Genomic DNA, 19,527 nt, shown 5'->3' with positions numbered 1-19,527 from the left:
CTCCTACAGATACCACGGTATTCAGCCCGCCGGCCGGTGATGGCTATTTAACGTTGCCCTGTTAGACTTCGGGCACACCCGCAACCCCGGTGTCAGCAGGTTCCGTTCTGTGGTGCAGAGGTCCCAATGGGAAAGATGGGAGGAAAAGGACTTTCACTGGCCAGGAGGCTCTACACATCGCGCACGCTCGGTCTGTTGCTGGGTCTGGTCTGCGTGAGTGTGGCGATGTATCCACTGAACCCGGCGCCGTGGGTCTGGGCATTCATGTTGGTCAACGGCCTGCTCTGGCCGCACCTGGCCTATCAATGGGCGCGCCGGGCCAAGGCGCCGTATCACGCGGAACACCGCAACCTGGTGGTAGACGCCTTTCTCGGTGGCTTCTGGGTCGCGGCCATGCAATTCAATCCTCTGCCCAGCGCGACCACCATTTCCATGATGGCGATGAACAACGTGGCCATTGGAGGCTTGCGTTTTCTGCTGGTGGGCAGCGTCGCGCAGATCCTCGGCATTGGCGTTGGCTGGCTGATCTTCCGCCCGTTGTTCATCCCTGAAACCAGCCAGCTTCAGCTCTACGCCTGCTTGCCCTTGATGTGTTTCTACCCGTTGGCGCTGGGCTGGATCTGTTTCCGCCAGGCCCATACCCTCGGTCGGCAAAAGCGCGAATTACTGGCCCTGAGCCGTACCGACAGCCTGACCGGGCTGCTCAATCACGGCGCCTGGAAGGATCAACTGGAAATCGAATTCCAGCGTTGCCAACGCCAGCACCAGGGTGGGGCGATTGCGCTGATCGACATCGACCATTTCAAAAGCATCAATGACACCTACGGCCATGTCGCCGGGGACATTGTCTTGCGGCAACTGAGCAAGACGCTCAAGCAGAATTTGCGCGCCACGGATGTCGCCGGGCGTTACGGTGGGGACGAGTTCTGCGTGATTCTTCCGGATATGCCCCTGAACAACGCCGCTGCGGCAATGGACGCTTTGCGCGATCGTTTCGCCACCCTCGGGTATGAGCAGAGCCCGGCGTTGAAAGTCAGCCTGAGCATTGGCCTGGCTGCCTTCAACGCCAACCACAGTGACGCAACTTTATGGCTCAACGATGCCGACCAGGCGCTGTACGAAGCCAAGACCACCGGGCGTAATCGTGTTATTTGCTCCAGCAATGATCAGCCGTATCACGAGTTGCTTGATTCGGTCTGACTGTCCTGCATTGCCCCTGTGAGAGCTGGCCTGCCAGCGATGGCGGCCTGACCGCCGACCAATCTCTCACAGCCGCACGCAATCCTCCTGTAGGAGCTGCCGCAGGCTGCGATCTTTTCGGCGCCCCCCGTTACTCCTTAACGTGCATAAACTCTTGCGCCCAACGGATGTATTCCTCGGGTTGCGTGTAGGTATGTGTCAGTTCGGTCGCGCTCAAATCCGAGGCCTGGGTAAATATCTGACGTTGTTCGCGCAGGCTGTCGTAGGTCGCCTTGATCGCAGCGAAGTAGGCGCCGTGGCCGTCAATGACGACGCGCACGCCCAGTTCGGCCAGGCGTTTGTCATCACGCAACAACGGATTGCCGTAGGTCACCAGCATCAGTGGCACGCTCAGGTGCTCGGCGATTTGCTCCAGATGGTCGAAGTCCTTGACGCCCACCATGCAGATGCCATCCGCGCCGGCGGCCTGGTATTGCTTGGTACGGCTGATGATTTCCTGAACCGGCAGAATGCCCGCGTGGGTGCGAGCGATGATGGCCATTTCCTTGTCACACCGGGCTTCCAGTGCAGCGCGGATCTTGCCGACGCCTTCAGCGACGGTGATCAGGTCGGTGGATTTGCGACCGAATTGAGCGGGCAGCAAGGTGTCTTCGATGGTCAGGGCGGCCACGCCGGCGCGTTCCAGCTCGACGATGGTGCGCATGACGTTGAGTGCGTTGCCGTAGCCGTGGTCGGCGTCGGCGATCACCGGGAGTTGGGCGACACGGCCGATGCGGGTGGCTTGTTCGGCGAACTCGCTGAGGGTGATCAAGGCAAAGTCAGGGGCGCCCAGGACCTGCAACGAGGCGACCGAACCACCGAGAATTCCCACCTCGAAGCCCAGGTCGGCGGCGATGCGTGCCGACATCGGGTCGAAGACCGACGCGGTGTGATAGCAGGTTTTGGAAGCGAACAGTTGACGGAAATTGCGGCGCAAATCTTGATGAGAAAGCCTGGACATATGAGTTCCACCAATGGAAATGGAAGGGCTTGAGCAAAAGTGTCAACGCCGAAGATGTAAAAGGCTATCACGGGGGCGGGTTCAGAATGATGACGAATTTGCAGGTGATTACTGCCTGACACCCAATTCTGTGGCGAGCGTGCTGTTTCTCAGGCGAGCCGCTGATCGATCACGCCGCCACGACTTGTTGCAGTTTATTGAGCAGCGGCACGGCACGCACCGAGTCACCGGGTTGTAGTTGCAGGCGTTTCGCGGTGAGACGGTCGACGACCAGGCTGTTGCTGACCTGTCGCGCCGGGGCGGCGGTGATGCGACAGTTTTCCAGACGGCGGTTGTGTATCAGCCACAGCGGTGCCCGGTCGTCCGGGGTGCCAATGGTCAACTCCAGGCGTTGACTCTCGCGCACGGTGCGGATGTTTGAAATCTGCGCCTCTATCACCGGGCCCGCGTCGAAGATGTCGATGTATCCCTGATGGGCAAAACCTTCGGCGGTGAGGATTTTAAGTGCCGGCTCGGTATCTGGATGAGGCTGGCCGATAACGGCCTGGGCTTGTTCGGTGAGCATGCAGGTGTAGATCGGCTGACGGGGCATCAGTTCGGCGATGAAGGACTTGTTGCCCAGCCCCGACAAATGATCGGCATGGCTGAAGTCCATCTTGAAAAAGTGCCGACCCACGCTGTCCCAAAAGGGCGAGCAACCTTGTTCGTCGGCGCTGCCGCGCAGTTCGGCGATCAGCTTGTCGCCAAACAGGTGCGCAAACTCGGCGACAAACAGCAAGCGCCCCAGGGAAAGCAATCGACCGTGACTGCCATGGCGGTGATCGCGGCGCAGGAACAACGAGCAGAGTTCAGATTGCCCGGTCATTTCATTGTTCAGGAACAAGGTCGGGATGTGGCGCTGGATGCCGAGGTCCGGTGAGGAACTGACCGTCAGTCCGACGCGATAGTTGTACCAGGGCTCGCGCAGGCCAACGGCCCCCGTCAGGGCGCTGACGCCCACCACCTGTTGATCATCGTCTTCAAGCACGAACAGGTAATCGGCATCAGCGCGTTCGACTTGTTCGGCGAAGGTTCGTTTGGCCCAACGCAAGCGGTGGTTCAAGCGTTCTTCGCTGGCTGGCAGGCTGGTCAACCCGCGTCCCGCCTGCCGTACCAGCTCCAGCAATGCGGGCAGGTCGGTGACCTGAACCGGACGAAAAATCATCGGTTAGTTCCTTGCGTGCGGATAGTGCTCACAGGGCAATCAGCCGGATAGGGCTGCCTTCGCTGACCTTCAAGGCTGAGCACATCCCGGCGTCCAGAGCCACGGCTTGGTCGGGGTTGTAGTCCAGTTCGGCGACGATGGCGCGATAATCGACCAGTGAATCGTTACTCACCAAGTAGCGTCCACGGGCATCGATGGCTGCGCCGGTCTTCACCAATGCGGTATGGCTATGGGAGATGGAGCGAATGCTAGTATTGCGGGCGTACAACGTCGGACCGCCATCGAATAGATCCACATAACTGTTGGTTTCGAATCCCTCGCGTTCAAGGATATCGAAGGCTTCCTGGCCATCAGGATGGATACGACCGATGCAGTCTTGCGCAGCCTGGGGCAGCATCGGCACATAGATCGGGTATTGCGGCATCAATTCAGCGAGAAACGTCCGGCTCTCAAGGCCGCAAAGACGCTCGGCCTCGACGTAGGGCAGATCGAAGAAATGCTTGCCCACTGCATCCCAGAAAGGTGAGTGCCCGTCTTCGCTGCTGTATCCGACGATCTCGGTGATCACCGCGTCGGCAAAACGCTGTGCATGCGCCGCGATGAACAGCAGCCGTGCCCGTGACAACAATTCGGAAAACGCAGAACGCTCCAACGCCGCATCGATGTGAAAGCCGCGCAGTAACGTGTGGCCGCTGAGGTCGTGACACAACGATAGCGCCGGCACGCCGTGTTCGATGTTCAGCTCCCGCGAGGCGCTGGTGAAGTGGCGGTTGCGCAGGCTGTAGAAGGGTTTGTTGAATCCGGCGGTGGCGAGGATTTCCGAGCAGCCCGCCAGGCGTTGGGCCACCTGATCTTCCAGCACGAAGAAGTAGTTTTCCGGGCCGTGACGCTGGACGTTTTGCTCGAATGACCTGACGGAGTCGAGAATTTTTTCCCGCAAGCACTCACTGTCGTCCGGCAAGGATGTGACCCCCACCAGGCTTTCGTGAGCCAGTCGCTGCAATTCGGGCAGGTCGGTTAATTCCACTGGGCGCAAGACCAGCATGGACGAACTCCTGTATCAATGGGTTCGGCGATTAACACCGAACCTGACAATCACTGTCGGTTTCCACGCATGGGCGGTCGCTTGAAGGTTTTTCAGGCGCCGCTCTATTTTTATTCAGTCAGTTTTACTAGGGCAGTCACACGCGCTCTCAGGCCTGAACCGTAGCAGGGTCCGGATTGGTCAAGTCGCGTAGGGCTTTATGTTCGGACGGGGTGTTGTCCGGATTGGAATCGGCGATCGGGTCTTTGAATGAAAGCATCCGGGCTCCTGCTGGATGGGGGGGGCGATAGTCCGTTGAGGGGCAGTATTTAATCAACGCGCATTGCCTGTCTAGTTAATTTTCGTAGGTTTTTCAACACATGGGCCATGGGCGAAATGCCCGTACGTAGAGGGCTACGTGGATGTAGATGATGTTTGTAGGCCATTGCCTATAAACAGGTCAGAGATGGTCACGGTTGTGAGATGAAATACGTCTCCGACCCCGGACGCACTATCTGAAATGAAACGCCCCCCCGATCCCTTTACTTACGGCACAATTGCGCGGTGACTTGCGGCGTGACGCCGGTTTTCCCTTTCAGCTACAGAGTGATCTTTCGTGCAGGCGACCCGTTTGACCTTGATATGCCACGCCCGAACCGTCGCACAGAAGTTGGCGCGTTTTCCTACGGACGAGCCCGTGGAGATGGATTGGCAGTCGGCGAAAGATTCGCGCAGTTTTCTATACAAGGGGATACCGCGGCTCATGTGCGGGCCGGAAATGCGCACCCGGCAGACGGCACAACTGTTCGGCGACACAGCGGAAATTATCGACGCCCTCAGAGAGTGCGATTTCGGGCGCTGGAACGGTGCCCGGATCAATGACTTGCAACAATCCGAACCTGAACATCTCCAGGCCTGGCTCACCGACCCGAAGTCGGCACCCCACGGTGGCGAGTCGGTGACGCAGGTCGTTGCGCGAGTGGCGGCGTGGTTGAACACACTGCAAACGGCACCGGGACACGTGGTTGCCGTGACTCATCCGTTTGTCATACGCGCCGCGCTGACCCATGTCCTGCAAAGCACGGCGTTCAACCTGATTGATATAGAGCCGCTGTCGGCCATCGAGTTGAGATTCAATGGTTGCTGGCGGCTACGTTTGCCGGGTACTGAACTTGAGGAAGCGCTTTGATGAAAAAACTTCTGGTCATTGGCATCGGTGCCGGCAATCCCGACTACATCACTATTCAGGCCGTGAAGGCGCTGAATCGGGTGGACGTGTTTTTTCTCATGGACAAGGGCCAGAGCAAGGACAAGCTGATCGACCTGCGTCGCGAGATTTGCGAGCGCTACATTACCGATCGCGACTACCGTTTTGTCGAAGCTCAAAGCCCGGAGCGCGAGCGCGGTGATGTGGATTACAAGGCGAGTGTCGATGATCTCAACCTGGCCAAGCAGCAGACCTTCGAACGACTGATCAAACAGGAAATGTCCGACGACCAGTGCGGCGGTTTCCTGGTGTGGGGTGACCCGGCGTTGTACGACAGCACCATCCGCATCCTCCAGGCGATTTTGGCGTCAGGCGCCTGTGCGTTCGAATTCGAAGTGATCCCGGGCATCACCAGCGTCCAGGCGCTGGCAGCGCAACACAAGGTGCCGCTCAATCAGATTGGCCGCTCGGTTGAAATCACCACCGGCCGGCGGCTGGCGGCGGGGCAGGTGAGCGATGCCGACAGCGTGGTGGTGATGCTGGATGCGCAGGATGCCTACCAGCAGGTGGCGGATCAGGAGAGCGAGATTTATTGGGGGGCTTACCTGGGGACCCCGGATGAAATTCTCATCAGCGGCAAACTCAAGGACGTGGCGGATGAAATCGAACGGGTGCGCAAGGCGGCGCGGCTGGCCAATGGCTGGATCATGGATACCTATTTGTTGCGCAGGCCTTGAGGGCTGGGTTGCCTGTTCGGACCCCATCGCGGGCAAGCCCGCTCCCACAGGGATTTCCGCCGTCCATGTGGGAGCGGGCTTGCCCGCGGTGGGGTCCGTAAGGTCACCTCACAAAACAGCTTTGACCTCCCGCCCAAACCGCTCCCGATACACCGAAGGCGGTACACCCACCACGCTGCGAAACGCCACCCGAAAGCTTTCCACCGAACGATAACCACAATGCAGAGCAATCTGCTCAGTGTTGTGACTCGTGCTTTCAAGCAGTTCGCGGGCGCGGCCCAGGCGCTCGTGTTGCAGCCACGTCTTGGGTGATTGGCCACTGGCTTCGGTGAAACGTCGTAGGAACGTGCGCTCACTCATGGCCGCTTCGCTCGCCAGGTCGCGCACCTCCAGGGGTTCGTGCAGGCGTTCGCGTGCCCATTGCATAACGCGGGAAAGATCGCTGCGCGGTGTAGGACTGACCGGCGTTGGTATGAACTGCGCCTGGCCGCCGGTGCGTTGCGGTGACATCACCAGCCGCCGCGCGACTGAATTGGCCACTTGCGTACCGAAATCCCGTGCCACCAGATGCAGGCAAGCATCTATGCCGGCGGCGCTGCCGGCCGAGGTGATCAACTGACCGGAATCGACATACAGCACGTCAGGGTCCACCAGAATGTTTGGAAAACGCTCGGCCAGCTCCGTGGTGTAGCGCCAGTGCGTGGTCGCGCCTCGCCCGTCGAGCAGCCCCGTGGCGGCCAGCACGAACACTCCGGAACAGATCGACAGCAGCCGCGCGCCCCGGGCATGGGCCTGGCGCAAAGCGATCAGCAACGCCTCGGGGACTGCCGCGCTGCGGTCGCGCCAGCCGGGAATAATGATGGTTCGGGCCTGTTGGAGCAGTTCCAGCCCGCCATCGGCCAGCACCTGGATACCGCCCATGGCGCGCATTGGCCCCTGATCGACGGCGGCGATTTGATGGGTGTACCAGGGAAAGTCGAACTCCGGCCGCGCCAGGCCAAAAATCTCCACGGCGATGCCGAATTCGAATGTACAGAGGCCGTCGTAGGCCAGAATCGCGACCAATCCAGGGGAGGGCTGCATTTGGCGGAAAGTTCCCGGTGAGTGTCTTGTGCGCCACTGTAGCCGCAAGTGGCGGGCGGATAAAGTCTGTTCACACCCAACGACACTCAGGAGAAGTACCCATGACCAGCCTCGTTCGCGAAATCCCCGCCGCCCCATCGGCCATTGCCCTGATGCATTTCAGCAATCGTCTGACCTTCGAAACCGATTGTTCCGACGTCCATGGCAGCCAGACTGCTAGCGAAGTTGATTTCATTCTGGTGGACGTGCGCGGACCGTTGGCGTTCGAGCGTGGGCATGTACCGGGAGCGATCAATATTCCGGCGCGGATGCTCAACGCTGAAGCCCTGGCGGCTTACCCGAAAAACAGCTTGTTCGTGGTCTATTGCGCTGGCCCTCATTGCAACGGCGCGAACAAGGCAGCGGTGAAACTGGCGGCGCTGGGTTACCCGGTCAAGGAAATGATCGGTGGCGTGACCGGTTGGCTGGATGAGGGATTCCAATTGAGTGTGGTGTCGCAGCGCCCAACTGTAATTGGGTGCGAATGCTGATCTCCGATCACCCCTGATCCCCTGTGGCGAGGGAGCTTGCTCCCGCTGGGCCGCGAAGCGGCCCCCCCCATTTGTACGCAATGTACAGGGGGCGACTGCTGCGCAGTCGAGCGGGACGGTGCGGCGATCCGACAAGCTCCCTCGCCACAAGGGCATGTACGACTCTTCACTCGGAAAACACCGAAAATCAGGTAGGTTTTATCTGAAATAAGGAATTGTCCGACAGTCCTTGCACCGCCATGGCGCACACCACAATCGTCATCATGCCTACGCCACTTTTCTATAAGTAATTGTCGCTTAAAGACAATTTGCCCTCCTGTAGCCCCTCTAGACTGCCGGCCACTTCGGTCTTAACCAGCCACAAGCTAGCGACCGAACGCTGCCAATCGAAAGCTGCCAATAAAAGCCTCCGCACACAGGAGTTATAAATGAAGAAGCTAGTGATGTTCGGTGCCCTGGCACTGTCGATGTTGTCCCTGACCGCCGTGGCCGAAGACGCCAAGCCGATCCGCATCGGTATCGAAGCCGGTTACCCGCCATTCTCGATGAAAACCCCTGACGGCAAGCTCACCGGTTTCGACGTGGATATTGGCGACGCACTGTGCGAGCAGATGAAAGTGAAGTGCACTTGGGTCGAGCAAGAGTTCGACGGCCTGATCCCGGCGCTGAAGGTCAAGAAAATTGACGCCATCCTGTCGTCCATGACCATCACTGACGATCGCAAGAAGAACGTCGACTTCACCATCAAGTATTACCACACCCCGGCGCGCTTCGTGATGAAGGAAGGCACCGACGTGAAGGACCCGCTGACCGAGCTCAAAGGCAAGAAAGTCGGTGTGCTGCGCGCCAGTACCCACGACCGTTTCGCCACTGAAGTGCTGGTGCCGGCCGGGATCAACCTGGTTCGCTACGGCTCCCAGCAAGAAGCCAACCTGGACATGGTCTCCGGCCGCGTTGACGCGCTGCTGGCCGACTCGGTCAACCTGGACGACGGTTTCCTGAAGACCGACGCCGGCAAGGGTTTCGCTTTCGTAGGTCCTGAATACAACGATCCGAAATACTTCGGCGGTGGCGCCGGCATTGCGGTGCGCAAGGGTGATACCGCGCTGGCCGAGCAATTCAACAAAGCCATTACCGAAATCCGCGCCAACGGCAAGTACAAGCAAGTGCAGGACAAGTACTTCAAGTTTGACGTGTACGGCGAGGAATAATCGAGCCGTTCCAGAAAGTGGCAGCCGTTGACGCGGCTGCCACTTTTTTTATGCTCATGATTTATCCTGCCCCCCACATTTCCAATGTTTCCCATGTAGGAGCTGCCGCAGGCTGCGATCTTTTGATCTTGTTTTTAGAAAAGCAAAATCAAAAGATCGCAGCCTGCGGCAGCTCCTACAGGATCTCTGCTTTAGCAGTTTTCAACGGAGTCTCCCCATGCAACGCATCGATCACTCTCTGCCCTGGAGCCATCTGGGCTCCGAACGCACACTCAGCGTGTTTCGTTACGGCGCCGGCACGCGCAAGGTCTACATCCAGGCCAGCCTGCATGCCGACGAATTGCCGGGAATGCGTACCGCCTGGGAACTGAAAAAACGCCTGACCGAACTCGAAAATCAGGGGCAGATGCAAGGCGTGATCGAACTGGTGCCGGTGGCCAATCCCATCGGTCTCGATCAGCACCTGCAAGGCAGCCACATGGGCCGCTTTGAGTTGGGCAGCGGCAAGAACTTCAACCGTGCGTTCGTTGAACTCAGCGCGCCAGTGGCGCAATTGATTGGTGATCGTCTGGGCAACGATGCCGAGGCCAACATCGCGCTGATTCGCCAGACCATGGGCCAGGTACTCGACGGTTTGCCGGCCCCGGCTTCGCAACTGGAAGCGATGCATCGGCTGTTGCTGCGCCACGCTTGCGACGCGGATATCACCCTCGATTTGCATTGCGACTTCGACGCAGCCATTCACATTTACGCGTTGCCGCAACACTGGCCCCAGTGGCAATCCCTAGCTGCCCGTTTGAAGGCCGGCGTCGCGTTGTTGTGTGAGGATTCGGGTGGCAGCTCGTTCGACGAATCTTGCTCCTCGCCGTGGTTGCGACTGGCCCGGGCGTTCCCCGAGGCGGCCATTCCACCGGCCAACCTGGCGACCACCCTGGAACTGGGGAGCATGGGTGACACCCGCGTCGACCAGGCGCAAGCCAATTGCGAAGCGATTCTTGGTTTCCTCGCCGAGCAAGGATTCATCAGCGGCAGTTGGCCAGTGGCGCCGGTTGAATGCTGTGAAGGCATGCCGTTCGAAGGCACCCAATACCTGTTCGCGCCGCATCACGGGGTTGTGAGTTTCCTGCGCGAGGCCGGGGAGTGGGTGGAGAAGGGCGATGCGCTGTTTGAAGTGGTTGATCCGTTGAACGATAGGGTCACGACCGTGTGCGCGGGAACCAGTGGCGTGCTGTTTGCGATTGATCGCGGACGCTATACGCAACCGGGCACCTGGCAGGCGAAAGTGGCGGGGCGAGAGCCGATTCGGGTGGGCAAACTGATCAACGATTAACCCGATTCATCTGTAGGAGCTGGCTTGCCAGCGATGGGGGCCTCGAGATCGCTATCGCTGGCAAGCCAGCTCCTACAGAGGGGAGTGCGTAGCCGGGAAGAGATGTTAGGCTCTGAACCGAATCCTGCGCACTGTGAAGGAAGGCCTATGTTGAAGTTTCTCGCTCTGCTCACGCTGCTGGCATCCGCCGCCGTCCACGCTCAAACCCCGCTGCAAACCGACCTGCCGCTCAAATACCTGGAGCAGGCCAACTCCGATTCCCACGATCAGCCACTGGTGATTTTTCTGCACGGTTACGGCAGTAACGAGCAGGATCTGTTCGGCATCAAGGATGAGTTACCTGCGCAGTACAACTACCTGTCGGTGCGCGCGCCGATGGTGATGCAAGAGGGCAGTTACCAGTGGTTTCGCAAGAAGGGCGATGGTGCCTACGACGGTGAGACCGATGATCTGAAAGCCAGCGGCCAAGTGCTGCTGGATTTCATCAATCAGGCAACGAAGAAATATCACACCGACCCGGGCAAGGTGTTTCTGGTGGGGTTCAGCCAGGGGGCGATCATGTCCTACGAGGTCGCCCTGCGGCATCCCGAAGCGGTGGGCGGGATCGCCGCGTTGAGCGGGCGGATTCTGCCGGTGCTCAAGTCCGAGCTGAAACCGGATGAAAAACGCCAGTCGCTGGCGATTTTCATCGGTCATGGCACTACTGATCAGCGACTTCCGTACAGCGATGGCACCGACGCCAACAGCCTGTTGCAGAGCATTTCACTCGAGCCCGAGTTTCACACCTATCAAGGTCTCGGGCACAGCATCAGTGCCGAGGAGATGCAGGACTTGAGTGCCTGGCTGCAGCGCCTCAACCCTTAAGGCTATTTGCCGCTGACGATCTGCTTGATCAGCGTTTCGTGGGCCGCCATGTCGCCGGGTCGGGAGATGACCTGAATCACCGTCATGCGGTTTCCGGACGCTGCCATCAGCGTGGTGTTTAAGGTCACGCCGCCGCCCTGGGTAGCGGTGCTGTCGACCTGACGCACGCCCAGCCCGGTGCTTTTCAGGGTCAGGCTTTTTTCGCTGAGTTTGTTGTAATCCGGCAGCGCCTTGTGTTGTGACGCGTCGAAATCGGCGGCTGTGCCGTCGAGGAACTCACCGTCGTTGTCCTTGACCTGAGTGCCTTCCGGCAGGTTGTTTTCGGCCGCGATGACTACGGTTTTGGTGGTCTCGTTGCTGTACAGCGTGCCGCTCGCGCCGGTAGGACTGGCCGGCAGCGGGTTGGCGATGAAGCCTTTGGGCAGGGTGAAAGTGAACTTGCCGCCAAGCAGCGAGACTTTCTGAGTTTGCGCCGTTTCCTTGGCCGTAGCCTTGGCAGCCTGCGCATTCAAAGCCCCCAGGCTGGCAACCGCTGCCAGCAACAGGACAACGGCTTTTTTACTCAACAGTGACATTCGGAATCTCCAGGGATGGTCGCGCGGTGGGGGCGCGATCATCCCATGGAGGTTGTGGCGGGTTCCAGCGCGGGCTAACGGACGGTCTCTCTTCTCTGGCGAATGCAGTACCTGTGGCGAGGGAGCTTGCTCCCGCTCGGCGGCGTAGCCGTCGCAAATACTGCCGGGGCGGTATATGCGAAAGAATGCCGGAGGCCGCTTCGCAGCCCAGCGGGAGCAAGCTCCCTCGCCACAGAGTCTGAGCCGAAACGTCGGACTCACCTTCAAAGTCGGGAGCCGAATTACTGCGCCTGATTTTGCGGGAACAGATTGCGGCGGGTTTCTTCGTCGAACTCGGCCTTCAATACCAGTTTTTCCTTCAAACCAAGCGCACGCTGAGCCGCCGGGCGTGCGCTGATTTCGTCGAACAGGCGCTTGACGTTCGGGTAGGCCGCCAGGCCGCTTTCACCGAGGATGTACGGCGCGTAATTGGCCCACCCCCAGAGTGCCATGTCGGCGATGCTGTAGCTGTCGCCGGCCAGGAATTGATGAGCGGCCAGGCGTTGATCTAGCACGCGATAGTGGCGTTCGACTTCCTTGAGGTAACGGTTTTTCGCGTAAGGCAGGTCTTCCGGGGCGTGGTGCAGGAAGTGCACGGCCTGGCCGGAGAACGGCGACAGGCCGGTGGCGATGAACATCAACCACGAAAGAAGCTCGGCATTGCCGGCAGCGGAAGTCGGCAAGAAGCGCTGATGTTTTTGCGCCAGGTGCAGCAGGATCGCCTGGGAGTCGAAGACCGTGGCGTCGCCATCAACCAGGGCCGGGACCTTGGCGTTCGGGTTGATGGCCAAAAAGGCTGGCTGGTGTTGCTCGCCCTTGAAGGTGTCGACGCCGATCAGTTCATAAGGGGTTTGCAGCTCTTCGAGCAGCAGGGCGACTTTCATCGGGTTGGGCGAAGGGTGGAAAAAGAATTTCATGGTGTAGGCCTCAGTCATTGGTTGGTTGTGAACTGAGGCTGATGGTGGGCGAAACCTGTTCGAATGACGCACGAGTTTGTTGCTCTACTCGTGCGAAATCATCGAAGGTTTTGCGGGAGTTTTTACCGGCCGCGCCAGCAAGCGTTTGGTCACGCCCAGCATCGCCACGGACACGGCAACACCGAGGGCAAACGCGTTCATCCCCAGGCTTGGCAACGCCAGCGTCAGGACCAGGCAAAACGCCGAGAACGAGTACATGCCAGTGGCCGTCGCCCGCAGCAGCGCGGCGGTAAACGCCGGGCCTCGGGTTTGCTGGGAAAACACCGCCATCACGCTGCCGAGCACCGGGAACACTGCGAGCAGGCCGCTCCAGCGATCACCGACGGTGCTGGCGAGCAAGGTGACCGCGAGGGTCAGCAGGGCACCGGCGATCATGCGCAGCAGCAACTTGTCCGACCTGGGCGCCGGGCCGGAAACGATCGGCTGCACCGACGGGAACAGATAGGGCGCGGCCAGCAGCGCAGTCGCGGCGGCGATCACCGAGAACAACAGTGACGGCGGGACCAGTGACAGCACCACCGCAGCCACGGACCACACCGACAGCGAAACCGTCAGCGCCAGTGGCCATCCGGCTCGTTGGGCAACCTGCGCGTAGGTCACGCAAAAGGCAATCATGGCGAACATCGCCGACAGCGCGGCCATGGCCGATTGAGCCGCGAACAGTTCTCCTTGTTCGATGGCGAGGAAGAACAGAATCGGCCCGACCACCACGGGCAACCCCGACAACCAACCGGCCACGCTCGGCCCCCAACGCTTACCGGCCAAGGAAATCAGCAGCAAAAATCCTGGAATCACCAGCAGTTTGAGCATCAGCACGCGCACATCTCCAGTCCGTTTCTGGCGGCAACGTTAGCACCGATTGCTCTATAGATACCGAAAATTTGTATACAAACCACAATCCCTGTAGGAGCTGCCGAAGGCTGCGATCTTTTGATCTTGATCTTCAGCGGTCTCAGCTTCGCTCAAAAACTAGATCAAAAGATCGCAGCCTGCGGCAGCTCCTACGGGGAACTTCATTTAAACGGAACGGACGTAACCCGTAGAGGTTTTGTGTGGGCAGCGGAACGTCTAAGCTGGGCGCTTCCCACCTGTTGATGGACCATCGAGTGAAATTCAGTTTGCCCAAAGTCGGCACCGCGCCGTTTTGTCCACCCGAAGTGGCGGGCAGTGTTGCCGTCGATCCCGGCGCATCTTTTTTAAAGCGTGTCCTGCGCTTTGCCGGTCCTGGCCTGCTGGTGTCCATCGGCTACATGGACCCGGGCAACTGGGCGACCGCTATCGAAGCGGGCTCGCGGTTTGGCTACAGCCTGTTGTTCGTGGTGCTGCTGGCCAGTCTGGCGGGCATGGTGGTGCAGTGTTTGTGTTCGCGCCTGGGCATCGCCACCGGGCGTGATCTGGCGCAGTTATGCCGCGAGCGCTACAGCACGCGGACCGCGCGCACGCAGTGGGTGCTGGCGGAAATCTCGATCATCGCCACCGACCTCGCCGAAGTCCTCGGCTGTGCCCTGGCGTTCCATTTACTGCTGGGTTGTTCACTGACCTTCGGCATCGCCCTCACGGCGTTCGACACATTGTTGGTGCTGGCCCTGCAGAACCGGGGCTTCCGCCGACTGGAAGCGATCATGCTGGTGCTGGTAGGCACCATTGGCGTGTGTTTCTTCGTCGAACTGCTATTGATCAAACCGTACTGGCCGGACGTTGCCCAAGGCTTCAAACCGTCACTGTCTGCGCTCGCCGATGCCGCGCCGTTGTACCTGGCCATTGGCATTCTCGGCGCCACGGTGATGCCGCATAACTTGTACCTGCACACCTCGATCGTGCAGACCCGGCTGATCGGCAAAGACCTGGCCAGCAAGCAGGACGCTGTCAAACTCGCGCGTATCGACACCATCGGCTCCCTGGCCCTCGCGCTGCTGGTCAACGCGGCGATTCTGATCCTCGCCGCCGCGGCGTTTCATCAGAGCGGACACACCGACGTGGTCGACATCCAGGACGCCTATCACCTGCTCGATCCACTGGTGGGCGGGGCGCTCGCCAGTGTGCTGTTTGGCGTCGCGCTGCTCGCGTCGGGGCAGAGTTCGACGTTCACCGGCACCATCGCGGGTCAGGTGATCATGGAGGGCTTCCTCAACTTGCGCCTGCCGTGCTGGCAACGGCGTTTGATTACCCGCGGGCTGGCACTGATCCCGGCGTTCATCGGCGTGTGGCTGATGGGCGACGATGCGATTGGCAAGCTGCTGGTGTTGAGTCAGGTGGTGTTGAGTTTGCAGCTGCCGTTTGCGTTGTATCCGCTGATTCGCATGACCAACGATCAGAAGCTGATGGGGCCGTTGGTGAATCGGCTCCCGACACGGGTGTTGGCTTGGGGGTTGTTTGTGGTGATCAGCGGGGCCAACAGCTGGTTGATTTTGCAGTTTTTGGGCTGAACGCTTGAAAGATCGCAGCCTTCGGCAGCTCCTACAGGAATACGCGTTCCTCTGTAGGAGCTGCCGAAGGCTGCGATCTTTTGATCTTGATGTTCGGCGCTATTCAAATCGCTAAAAATCAAGGTCAACAGATCGCAGCCTGCGGCAACTCCTACAGGGGGAGCGGGTTTACAGGTTCAGAAATGCGAAAACCCGGTGCGACGTGAATCGCACCGGGTGTTTTTCCAGACTGCAGCGGTTCTTCGTGGGTCCCCGCGCAGCCTGTTGAACGCTTTAAGCTCGTTCGAGCGCCAGTGCCACGCCTTGACCACCACCGATGCACAGGGTGGCGAGGCCTTTCTTGGCGTCACGCTTGATCATTTCATGCAGCAGGGTCACCAGTACGCGGCAACCCGAGGCACCGATCGGGTGGCCGAGGGCGATGGCGCCGCCGTTGACGTTGACCTTGTTCAAGTCCCACTCCAGGTCCTTGGCCACGGCCAGCGATTGTGCGGCGAAGGCTTCGTTGGCTTCAATCAGGTCCAGTTGATCGATGGACCAACCGGCCTTGTCCAGGCAGCGGCGGGTGGCCGATACCGGGCCGATGCCCATGATCGCCGGGTCCACGCCAGCGTTGGCGTAAGCGGCGATTTTTGCCAGTACCGGCAGGCCTAGGGCCTTGGCTTTTTCGGCGCTCATCAGGATCACGGCGGCGGCGCCGTCGTTCAATGATGAAGCGTTACCGGCCGTCACCGAACCGTCCTTCTTGAAGGCCGGTTTGAGCTTGCCCAGGGATTCGGCGGTGGTGCCGGCCCGTGGTTGCTCATCGGTGGCGAAGGACAGCGGATCGCCCTTGCGCTGCGGGATCAGGATCGGCGTGATCTCATCAACAAAGCGTCCACCTTCGATGGCAGCCACGGCTTTCTGCTGCGAGGCGGCGGCGAACGCGTCCTGTTGCTCACGGGTCAGGTTGTACTTCTCGACCAGGTTTTCGGCGGTGATGCCCATGTGGTAATCGTTGAACGCATCCCACAGGCCGTCGCTGATCATGGTGTCGACGATTTGCGCGTTACCCATGCGCAGGCCGGTGCGCGCGCCTGGCATGACGTAGTTGGACAGGCTCATGTTTTCCTGGCCACCGGCAATGATCACGTCGGCATCGCCGCAACGGATCGCCTGGGCACCCAGATGCAGAGCCTTGAGGCCCGAGCCACAGACCTTGTTCAGGGTCATGGCCGGCACGGCGAACGGCAGGCCAGCCTTGATCGACGCCTGGCGCGCAGGGTTTTGCCCGGCGCCGGCGGTCAATACCTGGCCCATGATCACTTCATCGACTTCAGCAGGGTCCAGGCCGGTTTGCGCCAGCAACTGACGGATCACCGCCGCGCCCAGGTCAACGGCGGAGATGTTCGCCAGGGAACCCTGGAAACTGCCGATGGCGGTACGTGTGGCGGCAACAATGACGACTTCTTGCATGGAATGATTCCTCACTGGTCAGCAAACTGCATTTCCGGAACGTGGTCCGGCACGATCAGTTTACCAGCGGTTTTGGCGACGATTTCCTCGACGCTGACGCCTGGAGCGCGTTCCTTGAGGACAAATGCGCCATTTTCGATTTCCAGGTAAGCCAGGTCGGTCAGCACGCGCTTGATGCAGCCGGCGCCGGTCAGCGGCAGGCTGCATTGGGACAGCAGCTTGGACTCACCGTCCTTGGACGCATGGGTCATGATCACGATGATGTTGTCAGCGCCGGCCACCAGGTCCATGGCGCCGCCCATGCCCTTGACCAGTTTGCCCGGGATCATCCACGAGGCGATGTTGCCTTGCACGTCGACTTCAAAGGCGCCCAGCACGGTCAGGTCGACATGGCCACCGCGGATCATCGCGAAGGACTCGGCCGAGGAAAAGATCGACGCGCCGGTGCGTGCGGTCACGGTTTGCTTGCCGGCGTTGATCATGTCGGCATCGATGGTTTCTTCAGTAGGAAACGGACCCATGCCGAGCAAGCCGTTTTCCGACTGCAGCATGACTTCCATGCCTTCGGGAATGTAGTTGGCGACCAGGGTCGGAATACCGATGCCCAGGTTCACGTAGAAGCCGTCCTGCATTTCGCGGGCGACGCGTTGAGCCATTTGTTCGCGGGAAAGTGCCATTGTTGTTATTCCTTCATTCGGTCCGGGGGCAGGGGATCACTTACGCACGGTGCGCTGTTCGATGCGCTTCTCGAACGTGCCGCAGATGATCCGGTCGACGTAGATGCCAGGGGTGTGGATCTGCGCCGGGTCCAGCTCGCCCGGTTCGACGATTTCTTCGACTTCGACCACGGTGATCTTGCCGGCGGTGGCGGCCAGCGGGTTGAAGTTCTGGGCGGTGTGGCGATAGATCACGTTACCGAAATGGTCGGCTTTCCAGCCTTTGACGATAGCGAAGTCGCCGGTGATGGATTCTTCCATCAGGTATTTGCGGCCATGGAATTCACGCACTTCCTTGCCGTCGGCAACCGGAGTGCCCACGCCGGTGGCGGTGAAAAACGCCGGAATGCCGGCGCCGCCTGCGCGCATTTTTTCGGCGAGGGTGCCTTGCGGGGTCAGGGTGACTTCGATTTCGCCCTTGAGCAGTTGCTCTTCGAACAGCTTGTTTTCGCCGACGTAGGAGGCGACCACTTTGCTGATCTGACGGTCCGTCAGCAGGACGCCGAGGCCGAAACCGTCGACGCCGCAGTTGTTGGAAACCACGGTGAGGTCGCGTGTGCCCTTGCGCTTGATCTCGTTGATCAGGTTTTCCGGGATGCCGCACAGGCCGAAGCCGCCAGCGATCACGGTCATGCCGTCTTCAAGACCTGCCAGAGCTTCCTCATAGGAACTCACGCGCTTGTCGAAACCTGCCATATGCACCTCTTTTATTCTTTGTGGGCGGCTGGCTAGCCGAATGGGGTTGAGTGTCGCGCCGTCGTATTGATTTGTTAAGTTGATTTTTAAGGTTGATTAATAGATAAAACTCAACAGTGTAGGAGCTGCCGAAGGCTGCGATCTTTTGATCTTTGTTTTTTGGCGAAGCTGAAATTGCTGACGATCAAAGTCAAAAGATCGCAGCCTGCGGCAGCTCCTACAGAGAATGCGCGTTGAAGTTGAAGAAATGTAGTTGCCTTGGAGAGACCTCGCATGACCGTCAAGCAGATCCGCGCCTTCCTGGCCGTGGCCCAGAGCCTGAGCTTTGCCGTGGCCTGCGAGCGCCTGCACCTGTCGCAATCGGCCTTGAGCCTGACCATCAAGGCGCTGGAGGAAGGACTGGGTGGGCGGCTGTTTACCCGCAACACACGCAATGTAGCGCTGACGGCTGAGGGCGAATCCCTGGTGCCACTGGCGCGCCGACTGATCGCCGACTGGGACAACGCCGAGGATGAACTGCGACAGCGCTTCACCCTCCAGCGCGGTCGCGTGACCCTGGCGGCCATGCCGTCGTTTGCCGGCAATCTGCTGCCGCCGATCCTCAAGACGTTCCGCGCCCGGTATCCGAAAGTCAACGTCACGGTCAACGACGTGATCAACGAGCAAGTGCTGGAAATGGTCCGTGACCGCCAGGTGGAGCTGGGGGTGGCGTTTGAACCGACCCAGAGTTCGTCGCTGCAATTCACACCGTTGTACATCGACCGCTTTGTCGCGGTGGTGCCCCATGACTCGCCGCTGGCCGTGCTGGATGACATCGACTGGCAGACGCTGCTCAAAGAACCGTTCATCACCTTGCAGCGACCGTCGACACTGCGGGTCATGCTGGAAGAACACTTGCAGGCCCGGGGCATGAAATTGCCGGTGGAATTTGAAAGCCACCAACTGGCGACGGTCGGGCGGATGGTCGCCAGCGGACTGGGGGTTAGCGCCGTTCCCGCGTTGTGCGCCGGGCAGATGCGTGAATTGGGCGCACGCTGCATTACCTTGCGCGACCCGGTGGTGGAACGGGCGATTGGTGTGTTGACGTTGCCGGGCGGAGAGCTGTCGGCGGCGGCGCAGGCGTTGTTTGATGTACTCAAGGAGGAGAACCTCGGTCAGCGAGTCTCACCTCGAGACTGAACGCGACCTTTGTAGGAGCTGCCGCAGGCTGCGATCTTTTGACTTTGCTTATAAAAAACAAGATCAAAAGATCG

The 19,527-nt window shown here is 59.8% G+C and carries 19 protein-coding genes; 9 read left to right on the top strand and 10 right to left on the bottom strand.

The window, feature by feature from the left end; all coding sequences use genetic code 11:
* The first annotated feature begins 126 nt into the window (after window positions 1–126).
* Entirely contained in the window at window positions 127–1,200 is a 1,074-nt protein-coding gene (locus tag KGB21_RS18205; protein ID WP_034150352.1) for a diguanylate cyclase, read from the top strand.
* A 130-nt stretch (window positions 1,201–1,330) separates the two neighbouring features.
* Here KGB21_RS18205 and KGB21_RS18200 read toward each other — a convergent pair whose 3' ends face one another.
* The 3 genes from KGB21_RS18200 to KGB21_RS18190 all read right to left on the bottom strand — a co-directional run bounded on the left by KGB21_RS18200 (window position 1,331) and on the right by KGB21_RS18190 (window position 4,449).
* A complete protein-coding gene (locus KGB21_RS18200) occupies window positions 1,331–2,200 on the bottom strand; it encodes an oxaloacetate decarboxylase (RefSeq protein WP_034150351.1) in 870 nt (289 codons plus the stop codon).
* A 169-nt stretch (window positions 2,201–2,369) separates the two neighbouring features.
* Complete coding sequence (gene astA, locus KGB21_RS18195) at window positions 2,370–3,404, bottom strand: arginine N-succinyltransferase (protein ID WP_223506158.1); 1,035 nt, start codon at window positions 3,402–3,404, stop codon at window positions 2,370–2,372.
* A gap of 28 nt (window positions 3,405–3,432) precedes the next feature.
* The gene (locus tag KGB21_RS18190; protein WP_223506156.1) at window positions 3,433–4,449 is read right to left on the bottom strand and encodes an arginine N-succinyltransferase; all 1,017 of its coding nucleotides are present in this window, start codon (window positions 4,447–4,449) and stop codon (window positions 3,433–3,435) included.
* A gap of 595 nt (window positions 4,450–5,044) precedes the next feature.
* Between KGB21_RS18190 and KGB21_RS18185 the strand changes: the two genes are divergently transcribed.
* Together KGB21_RS18185 and cobF are read left to right on the top strand one after the other, a co-directional pair.
* The gene (locus tag KGB21_RS18185) at window positions 5,045–5,617 is read left to right on the top strand and encodes a histidine phosphatase family protein (protein WP_223506154.1); all 573 of its coding nucleotides are present in this window, start codon (window positions 5,045–5,047) and stop codon (window positions 5,615–5,617) included.
* Window positions 5,617–6,372 carry a precorrin-6A synthase (deacetylating) gene (gene cobF / locus KGB21_RS18180; RefSeq protein ID WP_223506152.1) on the top strand — a complete coding sequence of 252 codons (756 nt, stop codon included), beginning with the start codon at window positions 5,617–5,619 and terminating at the stop codon, window positions 6,370–6,372. The genes KGB21_RS18185 and cobF overlap by 1 nt, the downstream gene beginning before the upstream one ends.
* Window positions 6,373–6,480: 108 nt before the next feature.
* On the opposite strand, the gene ftrA is transcribed toward cobF, so the two are convergent.
* The gene (gene ftrA, locus KGB21_RS18175; protein ID WP_223506150.1) at window positions 6,481–7,455 is read right to left on the bottom strand and encodes a transcriptional regulator FtrA; all 975 of its coding nucleotides are present in this window, start codon (window positions 7,453–7,455) and stop codon (window positions 6,481–6,483) included.
* Window positions 7,456–7,556: 101 nt separating this feature from the next.
* On the opposite strand from ftrA, the gene KGB21_RS18170 reads away from it, so the two are divergent.
* From KGB21_RS18170 to KGB21_RS18155, 4 genes are all read left to right on the top strand, one after another.
* Entirely contained in the window at window positions 7,557–7,985 is a 429-nt protein-coding gene (locus KGB21_RS18170) for a rhodanese-like domain-containing protein (protein WP_223506148.1), read from the top strand.
* 428 nt (window positions 7,986–8,413) lie between these two features.
* Window positions 8,414–9,196 carry an ABC transporter substrate-binding protein gene (locus KGB21_RS18165; protein ID WP_223506146.1) on the top strand — a complete coding sequence of 261 codons (783 nt, stop codon included), beginning with the start codon at window positions 8,414–8,416 and terminating at the stop codon, window positions 9,194–9,196.
* A 217-nt stretch (window positions 9,197–9,413) separates the two neighbouring features.
* Window positions 9,414–10,526 (top strand): succinylglutamate desuccinylase/aspartoacylase family protein, encoded by a 1,113-nt coding sequence (locus KGB21_RS18160; RefSeq protein ID WP_223506144.1) that lies wholly within the window; start codon window positions 9,414–9,416, stop codon window positions 10,524–10,526.
* Window positions 10,527–10,673: 147 nt separating this feature from the next.
* Entirely contained in the window at window positions 10,674–11,390 is a 717-nt protein-coding gene (locus tag KGB21_RS18155) for an alpha/beta hydrolase (RefSeq protein ID WP_223506142.1), read from the top strand.
* Window positions 11,391–11,392: 2 nt separating this feature from the next.
* Here the strand turns inward: KGB21_RS18155 and KGB21_RS18150 are convergent, their stop codons facing one another.
* From KGB21_RS18150 to KGB21_RS18140, 3 genes are all read right to left on the bottom strand, one after another.
* Window positions 11,393–11,965, bottom strand: coding sequence for a hypothetical protein (locus KGB21_RS18150; protein WP_034150342.1), 573 nt, complete (start codon window positions 11,963–11,965; stop codon window positions 11,393–11,395).
* 281 nt (window positions 11,966–12,246) lie between these two features.
* Window positions 12,247–12,921, bottom strand: a complete 675-nt coding sequence (locus KGB21_RS18145; RefSeq protein ID WP_034150341.1) for a glutathione S-transferase family protein — start codon at window positions 12,919–12,921, stop codon at window positions 12,247–12,249.
* Between the two features lie 84 nt (window positions 12,922–13,005).
* Complete coding sequence (locus tag KGB21_RS18140) at window positions 13,006–13,797, bottom strand: hypothetical protein (protein ID WP_223506140.1); 792 nt, start codon at window positions 13,795–13,797, stop codon at window positions 13,006–13,008.
* Window positions 13,798–14,087: 290 nt separating this feature from the next.
* Here KGB21_RS18140 and KGB21_RS18135 point away from each other — a divergent pair, with 290 nt between their 5' ends.
* The gene (locus KGB21_RS18135; RefSeq protein ID WP_223506138.1) at window positions 14,088–15,407 is read left to right on the top strand and encodes an Nramp family divalent metal transporter; all 1,320 of its coding nucleotides are present in this window, start codon (window positions 14,088–14,090) and stop codon (window positions 15,405–15,407) included.
* Window positions 15,408–15,680: 273 nt separating this feature from the next.
* Here the strand turns inward: KGB21_RS18135 and KGB21_RS18130 are convergent, their stop codons facing one another.
* The 3 genes from KGB21_RS18130 to KGB21_RS18120 are packed head-to-tail and all read right to left on the bottom strand — an operon-like array spanning window position 15,681 to window position 18,274.
* Window positions 15,681–16,862 carry an acetyl-CoA C-acetyltransferase gene (locus KGB21_RS18130; RefSeq protein ID WP_223506136.1) on the bottom strand — a complete coding sequence of 394 codons (1,182 nt, stop codon included), beginning with the start codon at window positions 16,860–16,862 and terminating at the stop codon, window positions 15,681–15,683.
* An 11-nt stretch (window positions 16,863–16,873) separates the two neighbouring features.
* Window positions 16,874–17,539, bottom strand: a complete 666-nt coding sequence (locus KGB21_RS18125) for a CoA transferase subunit B (protein WP_034150337.1) — start codon at window positions 17,537–17,539, stop codon at window positions 16,874–16,876.
* A 36-nt stretch (window positions 17,540–17,575) separates the two neighbouring features.
* Window positions 17,576–18,274: a CoA transferase subunit A gene (locus tag KGB21_RS18120; protein WP_034150336.1), complete on the bottom strand. Its 699-nt coding sequence runs from the start codon at window positions 18,272–18,274 to the stop codon at window positions 17,576–17,578.
* Between the two features lie 273 nt (window positions 18,275–18,547).
* Here KGB21_RS18120 and KGB21_RS18115 point away from each other — a divergent pair, with 273 nt between their 5' ends.
* Entirely contained in the window at window positions 18,548–19,453 is a 906-nt protein-coding gene (locus KGB21_RS18115) for a LysR family transcriptional regulator (RefSeq protein WP_223506134.1), read from the top strand.
* Window positions 19,454–19,527: the final 74 nt, after the last annotated feature.

Origin of the sequence: Pseudomonas sp. GL-RE-29, from assembly GCF_019947275.1 — a bacterium.
GTDB classification, from domain to species: Bacteria; Pseudomonadota; Gammaproteobacteria; order Pseudomonadales; family Pseudomonadaceae; genus Aquipseudomonas; species Aquipseudomonas fluorescens_A.
Note: the sequence above shows the minus strand (reverse complement) of the source record. Positions and strands in the feature narration are given on the sequence as shown.